Source organism: Methylobacterium sp. UNC378MF, from assembly GCF_900103195.1.
Classification (GTDB): domain Bacteria; phylum Pseudomonadota; class Alphaproteobacteria; order Rhizobiales; family Beijerinckiaceae; genus Methylobacterium.
Genome location: NZ_FMWU01000019.1, coordinates 1 through 17,371, shown reverse-complemented (window position 1 = coordinate 17,371; position 17,371 = coordinate 1). Strand labels below are relative to the sequence as shown.

12 protein-coding genes are annotated in these 17,371 nt (G+C 66.5%); 5 read left to right on the top strand and 7 right to left on the bottom strand.

The genetic code is table 11. From position 1 onward, the window contains the following. Window positions 1–4: 4 nt before the first annotated feature. Window positions 5–1,795 carry a peptide ABC transporter substrate-binding protein gene (locus BLT59_RS19705; protein WP_091784196.1) on the bottom strand — a complete coding sequence of 597 codons (1,791 nt, stop codon included), beginning with the start codon at window positions 1,793–1,795 and terminating at the stop codon, window positions 5–7. A 176-nt stretch (window positions 1,796–1,971) separates the two neighbouring features. On the opposite strand from BLT59_RS19705, the gene BLT59_RS19700 reads away from it, so the two are divergent. Further along, window positions 1,972–3,393 (top strand): M20 family metallopeptidase, encoded by a 1,422-nt coding sequence (locus tag BLT59_RS19700; RefSeq protein WP_091784193.1) that lies wholly within the window; start codon window positions 1,972–1,974, stop codon window positions 3,391–3,393. Between the two features lie 12 nt (window positions 3,394–3,405). Here BLT59_RS19700 and phnE (BLT59_RS19695) read toward each other — a convergent pair whose 3' ends face one another. The 4 genes from phnE (BLT59_RS19695) to phnD are packed head-to-tail and all read right to left on the bottom strand — an operon-like array spanning window position 3,406 to window position 6,888. Beyond that, a complete protein-coding gene (gene phnE, locus BLT59_RS19695) occupies window positions 3,406–4,221 on the bottom strand; it encodes a phosphonate ABC transporter, permease protein PhnE (protein WP_091784190.1) in 816 nt (271 codons plus the stop codon). After that, window positions 4,218–5,027 carry a phosphonate ABC transporter, permease protein PhnE gene (phnE, locus tag BLT59_RS19690; RefSeq protein ID WP_091784187.1) on the bottom strand — a complete coding sequence of 270 codons (810 nt, stop codon included), beginning with the start codon at window positions 5,025–5,027 and terminating at the stop codon, window positions 4,218–4,220. The genes phnE (BLT59_RS19695) and phnE (BLT59_RS19690) overlap by 4 nt, the downstream gene beginning before the upstream one ends. After that, the gene (gene phnC, locus BLT59_RS19685) at window positions 5,024–5,818 is read right to left on the bottom strand and encodes a phosphonate ABC transporter ATP-binding protein (RefSeq protein WP_091784537.1); all 795 of its coding nucleotides are present in this window, start codon (window positions 5,816–5,818) and stop codon (window positions 5,024–5,026) included. Before phnC ends, phnE (BLT59_RS19690) begins: the two co-directional genes overlap by 4 nt. 47 nt (window positions 5,819–5,865) lie before the next feature. Then, window positions 5,866–6,888, bottom strand: coding sequence for a phosphate/phosphite/phosphonate ABC transporter substrate-binding protein (gene phnD, locus BLT59_RS19680; RefSeq protein WP_091784183.1), 1,023 nt, complete (start codon window positions 6,886–6,888; stop codon window positions 5,866–5,868). 734 nt (window positions 6,889–7,622) lie between these two features. Between phnD and BLT59_RS19675 the strand changes: the two genes are divergently transcribed. Next, complete coding sequence (locus BLT59_RS19675) at window positions 7,623–8,726, top strand: acyltransferase family protein (RefSeq protein WP_175544067.1); 1,104 nt, start codon at window positions 7,623–7,625, stop codon at window positions 8,724–8,726. 836 nt (window positions 8,727–9,562) lie between these two features. After that, entirely contained in the window at window positions 9,563–10,087 is a 525-nt protein-coding gene (locus BLT59_RS19670) for a hypothetical protein (RefSeq protein WP_091784177.1), read from the top strand. A gap of 491 nt (window positions 10,088–10,578) precedes the next feature. Here the strand turns inward: BLT59_RS19670 and BLT59_RS19665 are convergent, their stop codons facing one another. After that, on the bottom strand, window positions 10,579–11,091 hold the full coding sequence (locus tag BLT59_RS19665; RefSeq protein ID WP_091784173.1) for a hypothetical protein: 513 nt from the start codon (window positions 11,089–11,091) through the stop codon (window positions 10,579–10,581). A gap of 2,649 nt (window positions 11,092–13,740) precedes the next feature. Continuing rightward, window positions 13,741–14,499 (bottom strand): sugar transferase, encoded by a 759-nt coding sequence (locus BLT59_RS19655; RefSeq protein WP_091784165.1) that lies wholly within the window; start codon window positions 14,497–14,499, stop codon window positions 13,741–13,743. A gap of 1,294 nt (window positions 14,500–15,793) precedes the next feature. On the opposite strand from BLT59_RS19655, the gene BLT59_RS19650 reads away from it, so the two are divergent. Together BLT59_RS19650 and BLT59_RS19645 are read left to right on the top strand one after the other, a co-directional pair. Then, entirely contained in the window at window positions 15,794–16,939 is a 1,146-nt protein-coding gene (locus tag BLT59_RS19650; protein ID WP_091784162.1) for a glycosyltransferase, read from the top strand. Between the two features lie 62 nt (window positions 16,940–17,001). Further along, a partial coding sequence (locus tag BLT59_RS19645) for a sugar phosphate nucleotidyltransferase (RefSeq protein WP_175544066.1) occupies window positions 17,002–17,371 on the top strand: 370 nt, incomplete at its 3' end.

The following is a 17,371-nucleotide window of genomic DNA, read 5'->3' as shown; positions in this document are numbered from 1 at the left end:
CCGCTCAGGCCTCCTTGTACCAGTCGGGCAGGAACGACAGGTCGTTGTCCCAGCCGCTGCGCGGCGCCGTGAGCGCGGCGCCCACCGCCGAGACCTCGGCCCGGTGGATGAGCGGCACCACGTTCTCGGAGACGGCGAGGTCGTTGCATTTGATCAGGAGCGCCGCCCGCTTGACCGGGTCGAGCTCGCTCTGGGCGGCGTTGTAGGCCTTGTCGTAGGCGTCGTTGCGCCAGCGCACGACGTTGCGGCCCTGCCACTTGTTGGCCTTCTGGGCCACCTCCCAGGAGGCGTACATCAGCAGCCAGATCGCCGGATCGGCCTGCGTCATGCTGTAGGCGTACATTTCCATGTCGGCGTAGAAATGCGTGCAGGTGTCGGGATTCGCCGGGTCGGAGGAGAAGAACACCGAGCCGGTCACCGATTTCAGCTCGATCTCGATCCCGGCCTTGGCGGCGGCCTGCTTGATGATCGCCTGGGTTTTCTGGCGCGGGGCATTGATCGAGGTCTGGAACAGCAGCTTGAGCTTCTTGCCGTCCTTGGCGCGGATGCCGTCCGGGCCCTTCTTCCAGCCGGCCTCGTCGAGGAGCGCGTTGGCGCGGGCCGGATCGAAGGCGAAGCTCGTATTCTTGGAGACGAAGCGCTCCGGGCCGTTGACCGTGTTGGCGGTGGCCTTGCCGGTGCGGCCGTAGATGTAGGTCTGGATCGACTTGCGGTCGACGAGCAGATTGATCGCTTGGGCGACCTTCGGGTCGGAGAAGGCGGGGTGCTTGGTGGTGATCGAGGCACGCTCGCCGTCGACCTCGACATTCGGGTCGGTGGCATTGAGGAGCAGGAACTCGAGCTTGCCGCCATAGACCACGTCGACCCGGCCCTTGCCGCCGGTCTCCAGGCGCTTCAGGACCTCGTCCTCGATCAGCATGTTCCAGGCATAGTCGTACTCGCCGGTCTGGAGCACGGCGCGGGCGGCCGAGACCGCGTCGCCGCCACCCTTCATCTCGACGGTGTCGAAGTACGGGCGGTTCGGCAGGTGGTAGTCGGGGTTGCGCTCCCCGCGGACGATGTCGCCAGGCCGGAACTCCACGAACCGGTACGGGCCGGTGCCCACGGGGGCGAGGTTCTGGGGCGCGTCCCGGGACTTGGCGCCGCTGTAGGGCCCGAACAGATGCTTGGGCAGCACCATCCCGACGATGCCCACGTAGGCGTCGCACCAGTAGGGCGTCGGCTTGTCGAACAGGACCCGGACGCTGAGGTCGTCGATCTTCTCGACCTTGCAATCCTTGTAGGAGCCGGCCGTCACCGCCGCGGTGGCGGGGTCGCGGGCATATTCCCAGGTGAAGACGAGGTCGTCGGCGGTGAGCGGCTTGCCGTCGTGCCATTTCACGCCCGGCTTCAAGGTCCAGACCACCGAGCGGCCGTCCGCGGCGAGCGCCCCGTTCTCCTTGGACGGGATCGAGGCGGCCAGCACCGGCACGAGGTTGCCGTCCGGATCCCAGGCGGCGAGCGGCTCGTAGAAGATCCGCGAGGCGTCCTGATCCTTGGTGCCGACGGCGAAATGCGGGTTGATCAGCGTCGGGGCCTGCCACCAGAGGAGCTTGAGCGCGCCGCCACCCCCGGCCTTGGTCGGCTTGTAGCCGGAGCGGATATCGGCCGCCATGGCGACGTCGTTGCCGGCCAGCATCAGACCGGCCATGGGCGCAGTGAGGCCCACCGCCACCATGCGCTGCACGAAGGCGCGCCGCGACAGGCGGCCGTCCTTCACCCGCCCGATCAGGCCGCGCAGATCCCGCTCGTCCATGTACGCATTCCCATTTACCGCCGCGAGCGGCACAGCAACATTCCGGCAGCGGCCTTGGCAAGGGGCGGGCCAGTGACGCTTCAACCGAAACGTGTCGTCACCGGATCCATCCCTGTGGTTTCCTGGCCCCGGCCCTGCAACAGGACGGCCGACACGCCCTCCCGGAGATTCCCGCCATGGACAACCGCAACACCGTGTGGCGCCACGTCGACGCGCAGAAGGCGCGGCTGATCGCCCTGTCCGAGCGCGTCTGGGGCATGCCGGAGGTCTGCTACACGGAAGCGCGCTCCTGCGCCGAGCACGTCGCCGAGCTGCGCCACCAGGGCTTCCGGATCACGGAAGCGGTTGCCGGCATCCCCACCGCCGTGATGGGCGAAGCCGGCGCGGGCGGGCCGGTCATCGCCTTCCTCGGCGAGTACGACGCCCTGCCGGGCCTGTCGCAGGAGGCGGGCGTCGCCGAGCACCGGCCGGTGGAGGCGGGCGGCCATGGCCACGGCTGCGGCCACAACCTCCTCGGCTCGGCGGCCTTGCTCGCCGCCACGGCCGTGAAGGACTGGCTCGCCGAGACCGGCACGCCCGGCCGCGTGCGCTACTACGGCTGTCCCGCCGAGGAGGGCGGCGCCGCCAAGGCCTTCATGGTCCGCGCCGGTGCCTTCGCGGATGCCGACATCGCGATCTCCTGGCATCCGGGCAGCTTCTGGGAGGTGGCGCCGCCGGTGGCGCTCGCCAACACCCGGGCCGACTTCGTCTTCACCGGCCGCACCGCCCACGCGGCGGCCGCGCCCCATCTCGGGCGCTCGGCGCTGGACGCCGTCGAGCTGATGAGCGTCGGCGTGAACTACATGCGCGAGCACATGCCGTCCGACGCGCGGGTGCACTACGCCTATCTCGACGCCGGCGGCATCGCCCCCAACGTCGTCCAGGCCAGCGCGACCGTGCGCTACTCGATCCGGGCCCGCGACCTGCCGGGCATGCTGGCGCTGGTCGAGCGGGTCAAGAAGATCGCGCAAGGCGCCGCCCTGATGACCGAGACCGCTGTGGAGGTGCGGATCGTCAGCGCGGTGTCGAACCTGCTGGGCAACGATCCCCTGGAGCGGGCGCTGCACGGCGTCATGGAGGAACTCGGGCCGCCGCATTTCGACGAGGCCGACCGGGAGTTCGCGCAGGCGATCCGGGCGACGCTCACCGACGGCGACATCGATGCGGTGTTCCGCGCCATCGGGATGCCGCGCACCGAGGCACCGCTCGCCGATTTCCTCGTGCCCCTCGACGCGCCGCGCAACCCGGCGGTGGGCTCCACCGATGTCGGCGACGTGAGCTGGGTGGTGCCGACCGTCCAGGCCCACGCGCCCACGGTGGCGATCGGCACGCCGTTCCACACCTGGCAGGTGGTGGCGCAGGGGAAGACCCCGGCCGCCCACAAGGCGATGGTGCAGGTCGCCAAGGCGATGGCCGCCACCGGCGCCCGGGCGCTCACCGACGCGGCCCTGCGCGACGCCGCCAAGGCGGACCTCGCCCGGCGGGTCGGCACGACCGGCTACGTCTCGCCGCTGCCGCCGGAGGTCGAGCCGCCGCTCGGCATGTCGCTGGGGCGCTGACGGGGCCCCGTCTCAGAGCGTCCGGGCGCGGAGCGCCGTCACGACGATCTCGGCCAGGATGACGACGCCGAAGATCGCGGCGAGCACCACGGCGACCTGGTCCCAGTAGAGCAGGTTCAGGGCGGTATCGAGCGCGACGCCGATGCCGCCCGCGCCGACCAGCCCGAGCACGGCGGATTCGCGGATGTTGATGTCCCAGCGGAACAGCGCGATCGACCAGAAGGCCGGCTTCACCTGCGGCCAGTAGCCGAGGAGCAGCGTCGACATCCGGCCGGCGCCCGCGGCCTGCAGGGCCTCGATCGAGCCGCGGTTCGCCTCCTCCAGAGCCTCGGCGAAGAGCTTGCCGGTGAAGCCGACGGAGCGGAGCGCGATCGCCAGGGTCCCGGCCAGCGGCCCCGGGCCGAACACCGCCACGAACAGCAGCGCCCAGACCAGGGAATTCACCGAGCGCGAGGTCACGAACACGAACTTGGCGAACAGGTTCAGCGCCCGGTTGGGCGTGACGTTGCGGGCCGCCATCAGCCCGATCGGCACCGCGATCGCGATGGCGATCAGGGTGCCGAGCGTCGCGATATGGAGCGTCTCCACCAGCGCCCGCAGGGTCGGCCCGACATAGCCCGCATCCATCGGCCACATCCGGCCGAACAGGTCGGCCAGCTGGTCGGGGGCGTCGTAGAGGAACTCCGGGATCACCTCGATCGTGCGCAGGCTCGCCACGAAGGCCGCCACCGCGCAGAGCGTGAAGGCGAGCCGCGCCAGCCGCTTCCACAGGGGGAAGCGCTGCCAGCGGCGCGGGCCGGCGGAAGCGGACGCGAGGGCGACGCTCACTGGAACACCTTGCGGGCCCAGCCGGAGACGATCTCGGCCACCATGATCAGGGCGACGATGACGATCAGGATCGCCAGCACCACGTCGAAGTCGAAGCGCTGGTAGGCGGTGAACAGCGTCGCGCCGATGCCGCCGCCGCCGACGATACCCACCATGGTCGAGTTCCGCAGGTTGGAGTCGAGCTGGTAGGTGGCGAAGCCGATGAAGCGCGGCAGCACCTGCGGCTGCACGCCCATGATCAGGGTCGACAGGAAGCCGGCGCCGGTCGCCCGCACCGCCTCGACCTGCTTCAGGGAGATCTCCTCGATCGCCTCGGCGAACAGCTTGGCGATGAAGCCCACCGAGGCGACGATCAGCGCCATGACGCCGGCGAGCGCCCCGAAGCCGATCGCCTTCACGAACAGGATCGCCACGATGATCGGGTGGAACGACCGGCAGAGCGCGATCAGGATGCGCGTCGGCCACGTCACCCAGGGCGGCATCAGGTTGCGGGCCGCCAGGAAGCCGATCGGCAGGGCGACCGCGATGCCGATCACCGTCGCGATCACGGCGATCTGCAGGCTCTCGAGGATGCCCGACTGGATCAGCTCCCAGCGGGAGAAGTTCGGCGGGAACATCCGGGCCAGGAACTGCCCGCCATGGGCGAGGCCGCCGGCGAAGCGCTCGGGCGAGAAGCCGAGCTGGGTCGCCGCGTAGACCGCGTAGAGGGCGAGGAGCGCCCAGCCGGCGCGCGCGGTCCAGTTGGGCCGGAACGCGACGCGGCCGGGGGAAGCGCCGGGGGAAGCCGGGCGGGCGGGCGCGTTCATTCGAGCCAGTTCTCGCCGCCGTAGATGCCGCGCAGGTCAGCCTCGCTCAGCCGGTCCGGCGGCCCGTCATAGACCACGTGCCCGCCCGACATGCCGACGATCCGGGCGGCGAAGCGCTGGGCGAGCGCCACGTTGTGGATGTTGACCACCACCGGCACGCCGCGCTCGGCCGCGAGCCGGGACAGGATCTCCATGATCTCCACGGAGCTCTTCGGGTCGAGGGACGAGGTCGGCTCGTCGGCGAGCACGATCTCGGGCTCCTGCATGATCGCCCGGGCGATGCCGACGCGCTGGCGCTGTCCGCCCGACAGGGCGTCGGCCCGGCGCGTGGCGAAGCCCGACAGGCCGACCGCGTCGAGGAGGTCGAAGGCGCGGGCGATGTCGGCCTCGGGGAAACGGCGCAGCCACGCGCGCCAGGCCGGCACGTAGCCGAGGCGGCCGCAGAGCAGGTTCTCCATCACCGAGAGGCGTTCAACCAGATTGTACTCCTGGAACACCATCCCGATCCGGCGCCGCGCCCGGCGCAAAGCGGGGCCGGAGAGCCGGGCGAGGTCCTCGCCGCGGAACAGGATCTCCCCCGAGGTCGGCGGCACGAGCCGGTTGATGCAGCGGATCAGCGTGCTCTTGCCGGTGCCGGACGGCCCGATGATCGCCGTGAGCCCGGTGCCGGGCACCACGAGGTCGATGCCCTTCAGGACCGGCTGGCCGGCCCGGTACGCCTTGGTCAGCCCGCGGATCACCAGCGCGCGGGGATCCTCCGCGCGGGGATCGCCGTCGGGTCCGACCGCCACCGCGCGCGTCGCGCTCCCCGCCGTCGCGGCTTGCGTCACGGTTTGCGTCACGGCTTGGGCGCGCCCGCGGCCTTCTTGCGCGCGGCCTCGGCCTCGCGGGCGGCCTCGCGTTCGTAGGCGACCTTGTTGTACGGCGTGCCCGATTCCTCCGCGACCTTGCGGACGATCGCCCAGTCCTTGAGGTAGGTGATCGGCGCGAACCGGTCGTCGCCCTCGAAATCCTTCACCATGTCGGGCGGGAAGCGGAAATCGTAGAAGCACTGCTTCAGCTTCTCGGCGAGTTCCGGCTTGAGATCGTGGGCGTAGGCGAAGCCCGAGGTCGGGAACTTCTCGCTCGTGTAGATCACCCGGTAATCGTCGCCCTTGATCGTGCCGCGGGCGACCATCCGGTAGAACACGTCCGAGGCCACCGGGGCGGCGTCGTAATCGCCGGTGCCGACGCCCAGCGCCGACTTGTCGTGGCCGCCCGAGTAGAGGAGCTTGTAATCCTCGCCGGGCTTCAGCCCCTGCTCGGGGAACAGCGCCTTCGGGGCGAGGTTGCCGGAATTCGAGGACGGGGCGGTGTGGGCCACGCGCTTGCCCTTGAGGTCGGCCAGCGTCTTGTACGGGCTGCTCGCCTTGACCACGACGATCAGGTTGTAGCCCTCAGGCCCCTTCTCGGTGCCCTTGGCGGCGAACGGGATCGCGCCGGCCATGTTCACGGCGAAGCCGAGGGGCCCGGTCGAGAAGCCCGCCACCGTGAGCCGGCCCGAGCGCATCGCCTCGATCTCGGCCGAGTTCGACTGGACCGGGTAGTAGACGACGCGCTTGCCGGTGCACTGGCTCAGATAGGTCGTGAACGGCTTGAACGAATTCTCGTAGACCGCGGGATCCTCCACCGGCGTGTAGGCGAAGACGATGACGCTCGGGTCGCGGGTCTTGGCCGGGACGTCGGCGACGAGGTCCTTGTTGGCGTCGCAATAGGCGTCGTCGAGCTGGCCGCGGTTGGGGCACTCGTCGGCCCGGAGGGGCGACAGAGAACCGAATCCGCAGAGCAGCGCCAGCGCCGCGCCATATCGGGCGAATGTCACGTGGTATCCTCCCAGCGGCGCCGTGCCTCGGGCCGGCGCCGTCATGTTCCCGCTCGAGCGCGGCCGAGCCTTAAGTCGGCAAACTTGTAGGCGGCGGTTTTCGGGAGATGCAAGGCGGTCTGTCAAACAGTGGTTGAAGGACGCGGCCCGGTGACAGGGATCCGCAGCGGCGCGAGACCTCTGTCATACCGGCCGGCATCGGGGCACCCGCCGTCGCCACCCTCCAGGGCTGACACCGGGCGCCGACGGGAAAGCGGTTCCGCCCTGGCCCGCCGCGACAGGGCAGCCGCCGCGGCGGGCTAGGAATCCGGTCCGGCAGCCTGATCCTATCGCGCTGCGGATCGTCCATCACGAGACAGCCCCGACCTTGGCCACGCGCCCTGGAAGCCGCCTTCTGCCCTGGCGGACCCGCACCGTTTGCCAAGCCAAGAGCCGGCCGGTCCGGTCGAGGTCCCGTCGTTTTCGCCGCAGGCAAGCCGACGATAATCCGGTCGATCCCACCGGTCCGGGATCAAACGATTAGTCGAGGGCGTTCGACCAAGCGTGACTAAAAGAACTACGCAACCCACACGCACTGCGGATCTTAATTTAATCGGCTATAGGGACGACATACCCTGAGCCTTTACCAGTTTGTGACCCTGGAAACCGGCCGATCCTGCTGCTCGGTCCGAATGGTCGTCAGACCGGATAACAACACCGCTCGGGCGCATATTGAACCGCGAGACCACGCTTCCATGAGTGCCCTTGCTCCAGCCGTCACGCGAGGCGAATCGGGAAACAATTTCGGCACGCTCCGGATTGCGTTCGCCCTGTTGGTCATCATCGGCCACGCTCCCGAGCTGATTGACGGAAATCGCGAGCGCGATTTCCTTGTACGGATGACCGGGAATGCCTTCTCGGGCGACTTGGCTGTCGACGGTTTCTTTCTGATCAGCGGCTACCTCATCACGAAGAGCGCCCGATCCTCTCGATCCGTGACCGGCTATATCGGCAAGCGCATCGCCCGAATATACCCCGGCTTCATTGCAGCCTTCATCGTGTCTCTTCTCCTGTTCGGCACCTTGTCGGGCGGAAGCATCAGCGACGTTCCCGTCGTCAAATCTGCTGTGAAGCTGTTCTCGCTGGGCCTTCCCGTCCTACCCGGTTCGTTTGCCGGGTTGCCGCATCCGGACCTGAACGGCTCCATGTGGACGATTTCCTACGAGTTCCGCTGCTATCTGCTGGCCATCGGGATAGCCTTCATCTCGACCAAGGCGCGACGGCCGTATTTTCTAGCCGTCATCACCGGGTTTAGCGTCCTCTATTTCTATCGTGATGCGCTGCCGGACATCCCGCACGGGAGTGCGATCTTCGGCAGCTCCACCGCCACGATCCGCCTGACCTTCATCTTCCTGGTCGGATCCGCATATTACATCTGGCGAGACGTCATTTCCTTGACGCGCCGCGGCGCAGTGCTTGCGCTGACAGCTTGCACGGCCTTCCTGTTTGTTCCCCCGCTGGCGGAACCTGCCTTCGCGATCTTCGGCGGCTACCTGATCTTCTGGTACGCGCTGGCGACACCAGCGAACCATCTGAGCCGCTGGATCGATCGCACAGATCCGACATACGGACTGTATCTCTACGCATGGCCCATTCAGAATCTGATTATTCAAACCATTCCCGACGTGACGCCGTTGACGTTGATAGCACTCACACTCCCGATCGTCTTCTGTTTCGCTCTTCTGAGTTGGCACTGTGTCGAACGGCCCTTTCTTCGCCCCAAAGGCCGGCCTTTCCCGGAGCTTCTGAGCAATCCCGACCGCTACTCGTCCGCTCCGATGCACAGACCTCGCCTATGAGGGTCGCGGCCCCGGGGGCCTTCGCGGTTGGCTCCCCTTGCACCCCCACCAGATCGCGATTTCGCTCCTGGCCTCGGCCTGCGACTGGACCAGGTCGCGCCCGGACGCCTCAGGCGGGGTTGCAGCCCCGACCGCAGAATCGTTGGTCGACTCCGTCGGGCGCTGAAGCATCGGATCTGGCGCCGCCTTGGGAGGCTGATCCGACCGGCCCCTCCCGCGGCGGGCGTTCCGGCCCCGGCCCGCTTCAGCGTGACGGTGATCTGCTGGGGCGAAGCCGTCCTCCTGCAGGATCTCGCAAGCGCAGAGACCTCGTAAGGGCAGAGACCTCGCGCGCTCCTCGGATCGCGGCGATGGACGCGACGTCGAACTCGGCGGCCCCATCGGGCCAAAGCGTCAATGCTTCCGGCTATCGCGCCGCTTTCGCGGAGACATGGTCGAGCTTCCCGCTGCACAGGAACGCAGCCCTGCATGGATGAAGCCCCGGGGGAGCCGATCGCATGGCTCGCTGTGCAGATTGGTGAGCGCAGATTGGCTTCATCAGGAGAACGACCACGTCCGCTCAAGTCGTCCCTCAGACCGCGAGGACGCAATCCGCCAGATGCTCCCTGCCTTGTTTTCTGAAAGGGCCGGGATTTCGGATCTAACTTAAAAATCTATTATACGGCACCCATATGGCTCAATGACGCCCGCGGCCACCAGGCGATGACTGTTTTTACAATGTATATGCACTTCGATTTTCCGCTACCGACTTGTTTCGGCTAGACTCTGGCCACGCAAAACTGCTATGTCCGGACTCAAGCTTGGCTAGAATGGCCCGGCGCGCCACGAGGTCGGCCATGGCTTTCAAACGGATCGGAACACTTGTGGCAGTGCTGGCATCCAGTGCATGCTCACATGTGCCGCTGAGCCCGACCGCCTATAGCGCGCTGCCGCCACCGACCGCGATGGCGGCTACAACGGCGCCGACGGCCCCGCTCGTGGACCTTGCAGCGCCGCAGCCCGAAGCGGATGACGGCCCGATGCCCGTCGTCATTCCCGGCACGCTGAAGCTTCAGAACGCCGAGTCGGGGCAACGCGGCGTCAACCCTCTGGCAGTGCTTGATTTCTCCAGGCGCTCGCGCCTGGCCTGGAAGACCTTGCGTCCGCAGGACCTGATCAAACCGCCGGTCTACGCCTCGGTCTCCCGGATGTATGACGATGTCGACATCCGGGAGACGGCGACCACGTCGGGGAAAGGCCCTGCGCCGGAATCGGGTCTCAAAGCCGGCAAGGCGCCCTTGGATTACGACCGCGAGGCGACGATGGAGACCCTCTTGAAGGGCGGACGCATGGCCACGAGCAGCATCTGCTCAGGTTGCTGATCCGGTGCGTCGCGGCATTGCCGGCACCGCCTAGCGTCTCCGGATCCGCGCAGGCCCGATCTTGGCCCGTTGCGGTCCCGTCGGCCGGCCGGTCATTGCCTCGATCGCGGAACCCGGCATCGGTGGCACAGAGCGCCTGACAGAACGGCACGATAGGTCCGGCGCGGCGGTGTCGGGGCTGCGCCCGGCCGCTTCAGCCCGACGACCTCCGGAGCGAGATCGCTCGGGTTCGGCCACCGGACGCCTTCGGCAGTTCCCGGGGCTCGAACCCGTCAGCGACGGCGGTCCCATGAACCCTTCGGATTCGCATCCTGCGAGCCGAGAACCTAGGGTTCGTCTCCGTCCCTGCACGACCGCTCACGCAAGGCGGGCCATCCCTGATTCCGGCTGCAACGCCGCCGTCCGGAAAGGGATGCCGCCGGCGGCGGCCGCCCGGGCCCCGGCTGATCCGCGGCGAGCGGGACGCTCACCCCATCCGACGCGGCCCCAAGCTAGTCTCGCGGCAGGAACTCCGTCCAGGACAAGACGGTGAACACGGGCGGCGCGCGATCGGCGGGCTCGACGGATACGGGATCCTGCGACCGCTCCATTCGAACGGACGGGCATAACAAGGTCGACCCCAATTCGGCTTCTGGTGACAAGATCCGCCGAAGAGGAGCCGCCGTCGTCATGGCCGGCTTCGGTTCGAGCCACGTTCCGGGCATCACCTGCTGACCGCAATTGCCGACAACAGCTTCGAAGATATGTCCCTCGATGGAAGCGGAAACGATGCAGCTGGCAGGATGGTACACCAATTCATATTGGAATTTCCCGCGATCATCGGACTCTGTCCGAAATCGGTCATCCAAGACCACCGTCGTGTGAGGTCGCTCGGTCGTACCGATCACATAAAGCCGGCCGGTGGCGATCCCGGCGGACGTGATGTCTGAACCAGCCGAAGCGGGCGTACTGAAGCCAAGGGCCACTGCGCCAGCCAGCGTCCCAGCCACGAACACGCCGAGCATTTTGACCTCCCCCAACCGACAGCCTGATCAAAGCCCACCCAACCATATCGCAAACTGCAATGGTGCGATGAATATGGCATTTCATAACCATTTTAACTATCGCCTCTCACCTGCATCGGTCAATTGAGGTAGGAAATAATGATACGGCATGGCTCGTCGCTCAAGATTGTCACTCTCTCATAGTTTTTTGCGCCTTTTATTGCAGGCTGACGCCTGCATCTCCGTCGTTCTCAATTTTCCACGCAATGCAGCCAAATCATATCGCAGTCGGGCCATTCGATAATGGCTCGAACAAGCTAATTCCACGTTTCAATAAGGGCCGATCCGGTTGGAATACGGGAAGTCCGGCAGTTGAAATACAACCGGATAACCGCCAATCCCGGAACGACTCCGGCGCGGTTCCGGATAGGGCACCTGACGTCCGCGCCGTGTTTCCGTGCGATTGAGGTTGGTTCAGGCTGCGCGGCACCTGCTCGGCCAGGTGCCGGCCTCGGCTTCGTTGCCCTGACCGCGAGCAGGTTCCGCAGCTCGACCACGACCGGCACCCTGGCGAGGATTGCCGCGCCCCCTCTCGGGACCTTTGCGGCAATGCCGCCGCTGGTGCTGTCCTGCTCACCGGCCGTACGGCCTGCAGGAAGGTCCACATTTCGGTTTTCGGCTGGACTCGCCAACTTGCCCGCGCTCGCAGGTCCCCGGGGAACCGAACACAGAGCACGTGTCATCAGGCGTCACCGCTGCCGATCGTCTGTGGCCGTGGCCTATGCAGGCTCGGCTGAGGGCTGCGATCACGCGGAAAGCAATGCAAAGACCACGACCTGAATCGTTACAGCAATGAATAAACAACAATGATTATTGCTATCAGCACGAACAGGCAAGCAGACACAACCAACCAATGATCGAAATATGCTGCATCACGGTCAGCCTGATCGGTCGCGCAGGACAGGCAGTACACGTCCGGAACTTTCACTGTCTCACCACATGACCGGCATACCCCGATCGAGCGTGATCGTTCCTTTGCGGACATCCTGCGGGCTCGCAGCGCTTTCCCCAGATGCCAGAATCGCGTGGACCGTCCAATTTCTGAACTTCTCATCCGAGCACACGCCGTTCGACTCTACTGAAATGCGTGCCCCAGAAATTGGGCACCCTCTCGTCAAGCAAGCTCATTCAATCAACCGAATAAATTATTTATCTAAATGCCAGCCAATGATGCATCTATTCATTGCCGCTTCCACCTCGGCAGGCCGCTCGCGTTCCGTGCCGCGTTCCCATGACACCTCTGGCCGCCCCGCCTGACGGAAACCGCCATCGTCCGGGGCCTCGAGCTCTGGCGGCGCGCATGCCGACCCCGCTCTCAAGTTGCGGTCAGAGAATACTGTGCTTCGACCGATCAGACAGCTATCTCGTTGATGAACAGTGTATCATCATATTTCGCGCCGCAACCCAAGCGACGCGGTCTGACGCTGCGGACCGCTGAAGCCCTGCGTACAGGATCGGCGGCCAGTGACCAAGGTTCGCGCCGGGCGGTGCTTTCCCGCGGCACAAACCTAAGCTCCGGTGCTCCAAGCAACGGCATTTCAGGACATCTGATCTGGCCGGCCCTGCGGTACAGGATGGCACGGTGCGCAGCGGCCAGCGCGACGAGGCCGGTGCCTGGCCGCGACGGTTTCCCGGAAGCGTGGGTCGCCGCGCCGCTCTGCGGCTCCGCCTGCGCGGTCGCAAGCACCATAGCGCCGCAACCTCCGCTCCCTGCCCTCGGGCGGGAAACGCGGCGCCCGATGTCGAGCCAGGTCGTCCGGCTGCACCGAATCCGCCCGACCCCAGCGAGATCGGCGCTCTCGGGATTTGGCCGCGCGTCCGGGCGGGCCGTCGCGCGTATCGGCCGGGTTGGAGAGACTGCTCGATCGTCCGCACACCTGTCCGGAGCGGACCCTGGCTTCGCGCAGAGGTTGGCACCAGCCCGGAGGGTCCCAGCCATCGCGGCTCGGTCAGCGATACGGCCGACCCGTCGATCGGGTGGGCTCGGGAACGGATGCCTGGCGCCGGACCATCACGGCGCGGCGCGCGACGCTTCAATCAGGACCGCCTTGCCGTGGCGATCCAACCTGATACTCCGCACCACAATGTGGTCGGGAGCCAGAACAGAGAAACCGCCACCTCAAGACCCGCCTTGAGAAGTAGAAACGAAAGGGCCAGCCCCTGAAGGATCGGCCCCGGAGGCTCGTCGGGTTCGACCCGATCATACCAAATCGGATCATCGTGCTGACGCGGGTCGAAAATGGCCAATGCTGGAACCCTCCACAGCCCGCAGCGGTCGTCAATCGCTGCAGTAGCAAATGTTTTACCGGTGCCCCGCGGGCCGTGCGCAGGCAGAAGGTTCCCGGCCGTCTGCGCAGAGCGCGCCGCCATATTCCACGCGACCTGTGCCTCGGATGCCGGCCCTTGCGGAGGGGCCGCTCGGTGACGCTGCCGCGCGCCGGCGCGATCTGGTCCCGGCGCCGGCTCCCCGCGGAAACCCGCCTCGAGCAATGCCGACCCGACGCATCAGCGGCAGCGGCCAGGACCGGACCTGCCGCGGCGGCGTGATCATCATCGCGCCGGTGGGCGTTCTGACGCGACAGAGGGCTGCCCTGCCGGGTGGATGCCGCCTCACCGGCTCCCGCGCTGGGCCAGGACGGCTGGCACGGTGCGGATCATGATGGCGAGATCCCGGCGCAGGCTCCAGCGGGTCGCGTAGTCGAGATCGAGCGCCACACGCTCGCGGTAGGTCGTGTCGGAACGGCCCGAGACCTGCCACAAGCCGGTCACGCCTGGCGGCACGGCAAAGCAGGTCGGGAAGGCTCGCCCGTAGCGGACGACTTCGGCCGGCACGATCGGGCGCGGCCCGACAAGGCTCATCTCGCCGCGCAGCACGTTCCAGAGCTGCGGCAACTCGTCGAGGGAGGTCTTGCGCAGCACGTGCCCGATGGCCGTGATGCGCGGGTCGTCGCTGAGCTTGTGGGTCGCCTCCCATTCGGCACGGGCCCGCGGATTGGCGGCCAAGTGCGCTGCCAGCACGGCGTCGCCATCCGTCACCATCGAGCGGAACTTCAGGCAGCCGAAACGACGCCCATCGCGACCAAGTCGCATGTGACGGAAGATCGGCGACTTGTGATCGCCGGCATAGATGAGGCCGGCGATCAACAGCATCAGCGGCAGGAGCAGGAACAGCGCCGTGGCCGATACCGTGATATCGAGCCCACGCTTGGCCGCCCAGTTCAAGCGGGGGCCTCGCGTCACGAAGGGCGCCGCTGGCAGAACCGCCTCGGCAACGGCCTCCGCAGCCTCGCTCACGTGATTGGCCAACTCGACACCATGGTGCGGCGCACGCAGGATGGTGTGAAGCGGCTGGCCAGCGTCGCGCAGCATGGTGTCGGCTCCTCGTGAAGGAAGTCGGCAGGGGAAGCGGAAAATTGATTAATCAGTTATTAACGGCTGAATATCAAATCATCGCACTTATTACAAGCTGAGCCGTAGCCCATATTTCAGTCTTCGAGCGGCTCAAAATCCCAAGGATTGGGGACGGCTTGACGTGTCCAGCCGCAGCTTTACAGCGCTTACGCCACGGACGCCGCGACCAAATCCGCCTTCTGCCCTGCGTCGGCGCAATGCCGCGATATATCTATCTCGTCTGGATGCTCACCGAACATTTGTGCACTGCGTGCGGCTGGCGCGGAGAGAGCCGCATGCCTGGATGGTTGACACGCAAGAGACGAGCCTCGACCGGCGTTGTGCTTTTCGCGAACGGACCGCCCGCCAAGCTCCATCGGCACTCCCGTCTGGCCAGAAACTGCGCATCCCCAGGTCCGGGACAGGCGCGCTCCGCCCAAGGACGCCGATCTGGCTCTGCGGCGCCGCGGAGATCGGAAGGCCGTCCGGCTCCGCCTGGGAACAGAGGAATAAACTGAGTTAGGGCCGCAAATTCAATTTAGAGCGAGCAGCGATCATGACACGTTGAGGGACACGCTCTATGGAGCGCACCTGTAACGGACTAAAAGCGCGAACGATGAGGTTGAGTTCGGCGCCGGTTTGACGGCATATGCCGCCACGCCGAACGGGAGCATGGGCGCGCGTCCGCTGTCCGACGCGGCGGCGCGACAGCCACCACGGCAAGCGCCGTCTCGGATCCGGACGGCCACGTCAGTAATCTGCGCATGCCAAAGCGGCATCCATCATGCAGGAGCCGATGTGGATGGGGATTGTCCCTGCCATGCGCGCCGGGAAAGGACAGCGTTTCGGGCGACACTGCACGCGCGTGGATCTGCGCCAGCCCGGCCAGCGGACGGGGCCGGCACCGGATGCAGGCTTTGTCCCCTGGAACCCGGCCCGACCCGCGCACCGCGGCCACAGCGCGCACGTCACGAGACCCAGTCAGGGGGTTTGGAGGCCCTCGATATCGGATCGGCCCGACGTTTGATTGACCCCTGCCCTATTGAAGATACCTGTTTCAGATCGAGCTGAGAACACCACATTCATGGTCCATTGCCTATGGAAAGGCTGCACGGTCGCAGTCGATCAGGGTCCCTGCCGATGGGCAGAGTGGCCCGCCTCTCGTCGGACGGCGTCCGGAGTGGGACCCGCTTGCGACGCGCATGCCCCTTCGGCTGCCCTCCAAACGGCGCCGGCCGCCTTGTCTGATGGTCGTGGGATCAAGGTTTGATTGATGAAAGTCGCGATCGTCCATTACTGGCTCGTCGGGATGCGCGGAGGCGAGAAGGTCATCGAGGCGCTGTGCAACCTGTACCCCGAAGCCGATATCTTCACACACGTCTACGCGCCGCAAGCCATGTCGCCGGCCATCGCCGCGCACCGTGTGACGACATCCTTCATCGGTACGTTACCGTTCGCGGCCAAACGGTATAAATCCTATCTTCCCCTGATGCCGATGGCTCTCGAGCAGCTCGATCTGCGCGGGTACGATCTGATCATCAGCAGCGAGTCCGGTCCCGCGAAAGGCATCATCCCGCCCTCCGATGCGGTCCACATCTGCTATTGCCACTCGCCGATGCGGTACGTCTGGAACATGTACCATGACTATCGCGAGCGTACAGGATTGCTCACCCGCCTGATGATGCCGCCAATGGCCCACTATATCCGGAATTGGGACGCCATCTCGGCAGGCCGGGTCCACGAATTCATCGCCAATTCAAACACGGTAGCCCGGCGGATCGAGACCTACTACCGGCGCCAGGCAGAGGTCATTCATCCGCCCGTGGATACCGCGGCGTTCGAGACTGTCCCGGCCGGTGAGCTCGGCGATTATCATCTCATGGTCGGGGAGTTGGTGCGCTACAAGCGGCCGGAACTGGCGATCCAGGCCTTCAACCGCTTGCAGAAGCCACTCGTGGTGATCGGTGGCGGTGAAATGTTGCGCGAGTTGCACAGCATGGCCGGTCCACATATCAGGATTCTCGGCCCACAGCCCTTCGACGTGTTGAAGCATCATTACGCGCGCTGCCAAGCCTTGATCTTCCCCGGAGAGGAGGATTTCGGCATCGTCCCTGTCGAGGCGATGGCGAGTGGACGGCCCGTCGTCGCGTATGGCAAAGGCGGCGTTACCGAAACGGTCCTCGACGGAATCACCGGAACGTTCTTCCACGAACAATCCGTTGAAGCGTTGATCGATGCCGTCGAGCGCTGCCGGACCATCGGCGTGGAGCCGGAGCGGCTCGTCCGCCGTGCTGCCGACTTCGGTGTCGGCCGTTTCTCGGAGGAGATCAGCCGCTTCGTGGACGGCGTCCTGGCCCGCAGGCGCCTGACGGCGCCCGGAGTGCAGCGTGCGCCGAGCCGCGCCTATCTGGTCCAGTGAGACCGCGGCGTTCCGCCCCTGAGGGCCCTCGGAAAGAACGCAATCCTCGGGAAACGGATCTTATGTCGGAAGCCGTCGTCTCAGTCCGTCCGGTCGTTCTGTGCGGTGGGACGGGGACGCGGCTGTGGCCGGCCTCGCGCGAGAGCATGCCCAAGCAGTTCGCCCGTCTGGTCGACGCCGAGCGCTCGACCTTCCAGGCGACGCTGGCGCGGGTGTCGGACGCCGCCGTCTTCGCCACGCCCACCGTCATCGCCTCGGCCGAGGCCCGGTTCATCGTCGCCGAGCAGCGCGACCAGCTCGGTCTTGCCGCCGACATCCTGCTCGAGCCGCAGGGCCGCGACTCGGCCGCCGCCGTGGCGGTCGCCGCCCTCCACGCCGCCGCCAGCGACCCGCAGGCCGTGGTGCTGATCATGGCCGCCGACCACGTCGTGC

Coding starts and splice junctions, on each gene's coding strand:
- BLT59_RS19675 (WP_175544067.1), top strand. CDS start 7,623: ATGAGTGCCCTTGCTCCAGCCGTCACGCGAGGCGAATCGGGAAACAAT.
- BLT59_RS19655 (WP_091784165.1), bottom strand. CDS start 14,499: ATGCTGCGCGACGCTGGCCAGCCGCTTCACACCATCCTGCGTGCGCCG.
- phnE (WP_091784187.1), bottom strand. CDS start 5,027: ATGAACGCGCCCGCCCGCCCGGCTTCCCCCGGCGCTTCCCCCGGCCGC.
- BLT59_RS19670 (WP_091784177.1), top strand. CDS start 9,563: ATGGCTTTCAAACGGATCGGAACACTTGTGGCAGTGCTGGCATCCAGT.
- BLT59_RS19705 (WP_091784196.1), bottom strand. CDS start 1,795: ATGGACGAGCGGGATCTGCGCGGCCTGATCGGGCGGGTGAAGGACGGC.
- BLT59_RS19650 (WP_091784162.1), top strand. CDS start 15,794: ATGAAAGTCGCGATCGTCCATTACTGGCTCGTCGGGATGCGCGGAGGC.
- BLT59_RS19665 (WP_091784173.1), bottom strand. CDS start 11,091: ATGCTCGGCGTGTTCGTGGCTGGGACGCTGGCTGGCGCAGTGGCCCTT.
- BLT59_RS19700 (WP_091784193.1), top strand. CDS start 1,972: ATGGACAACCGCAACACCGTGTGGCGCCACGTCGACGCGCAGAAGGCG.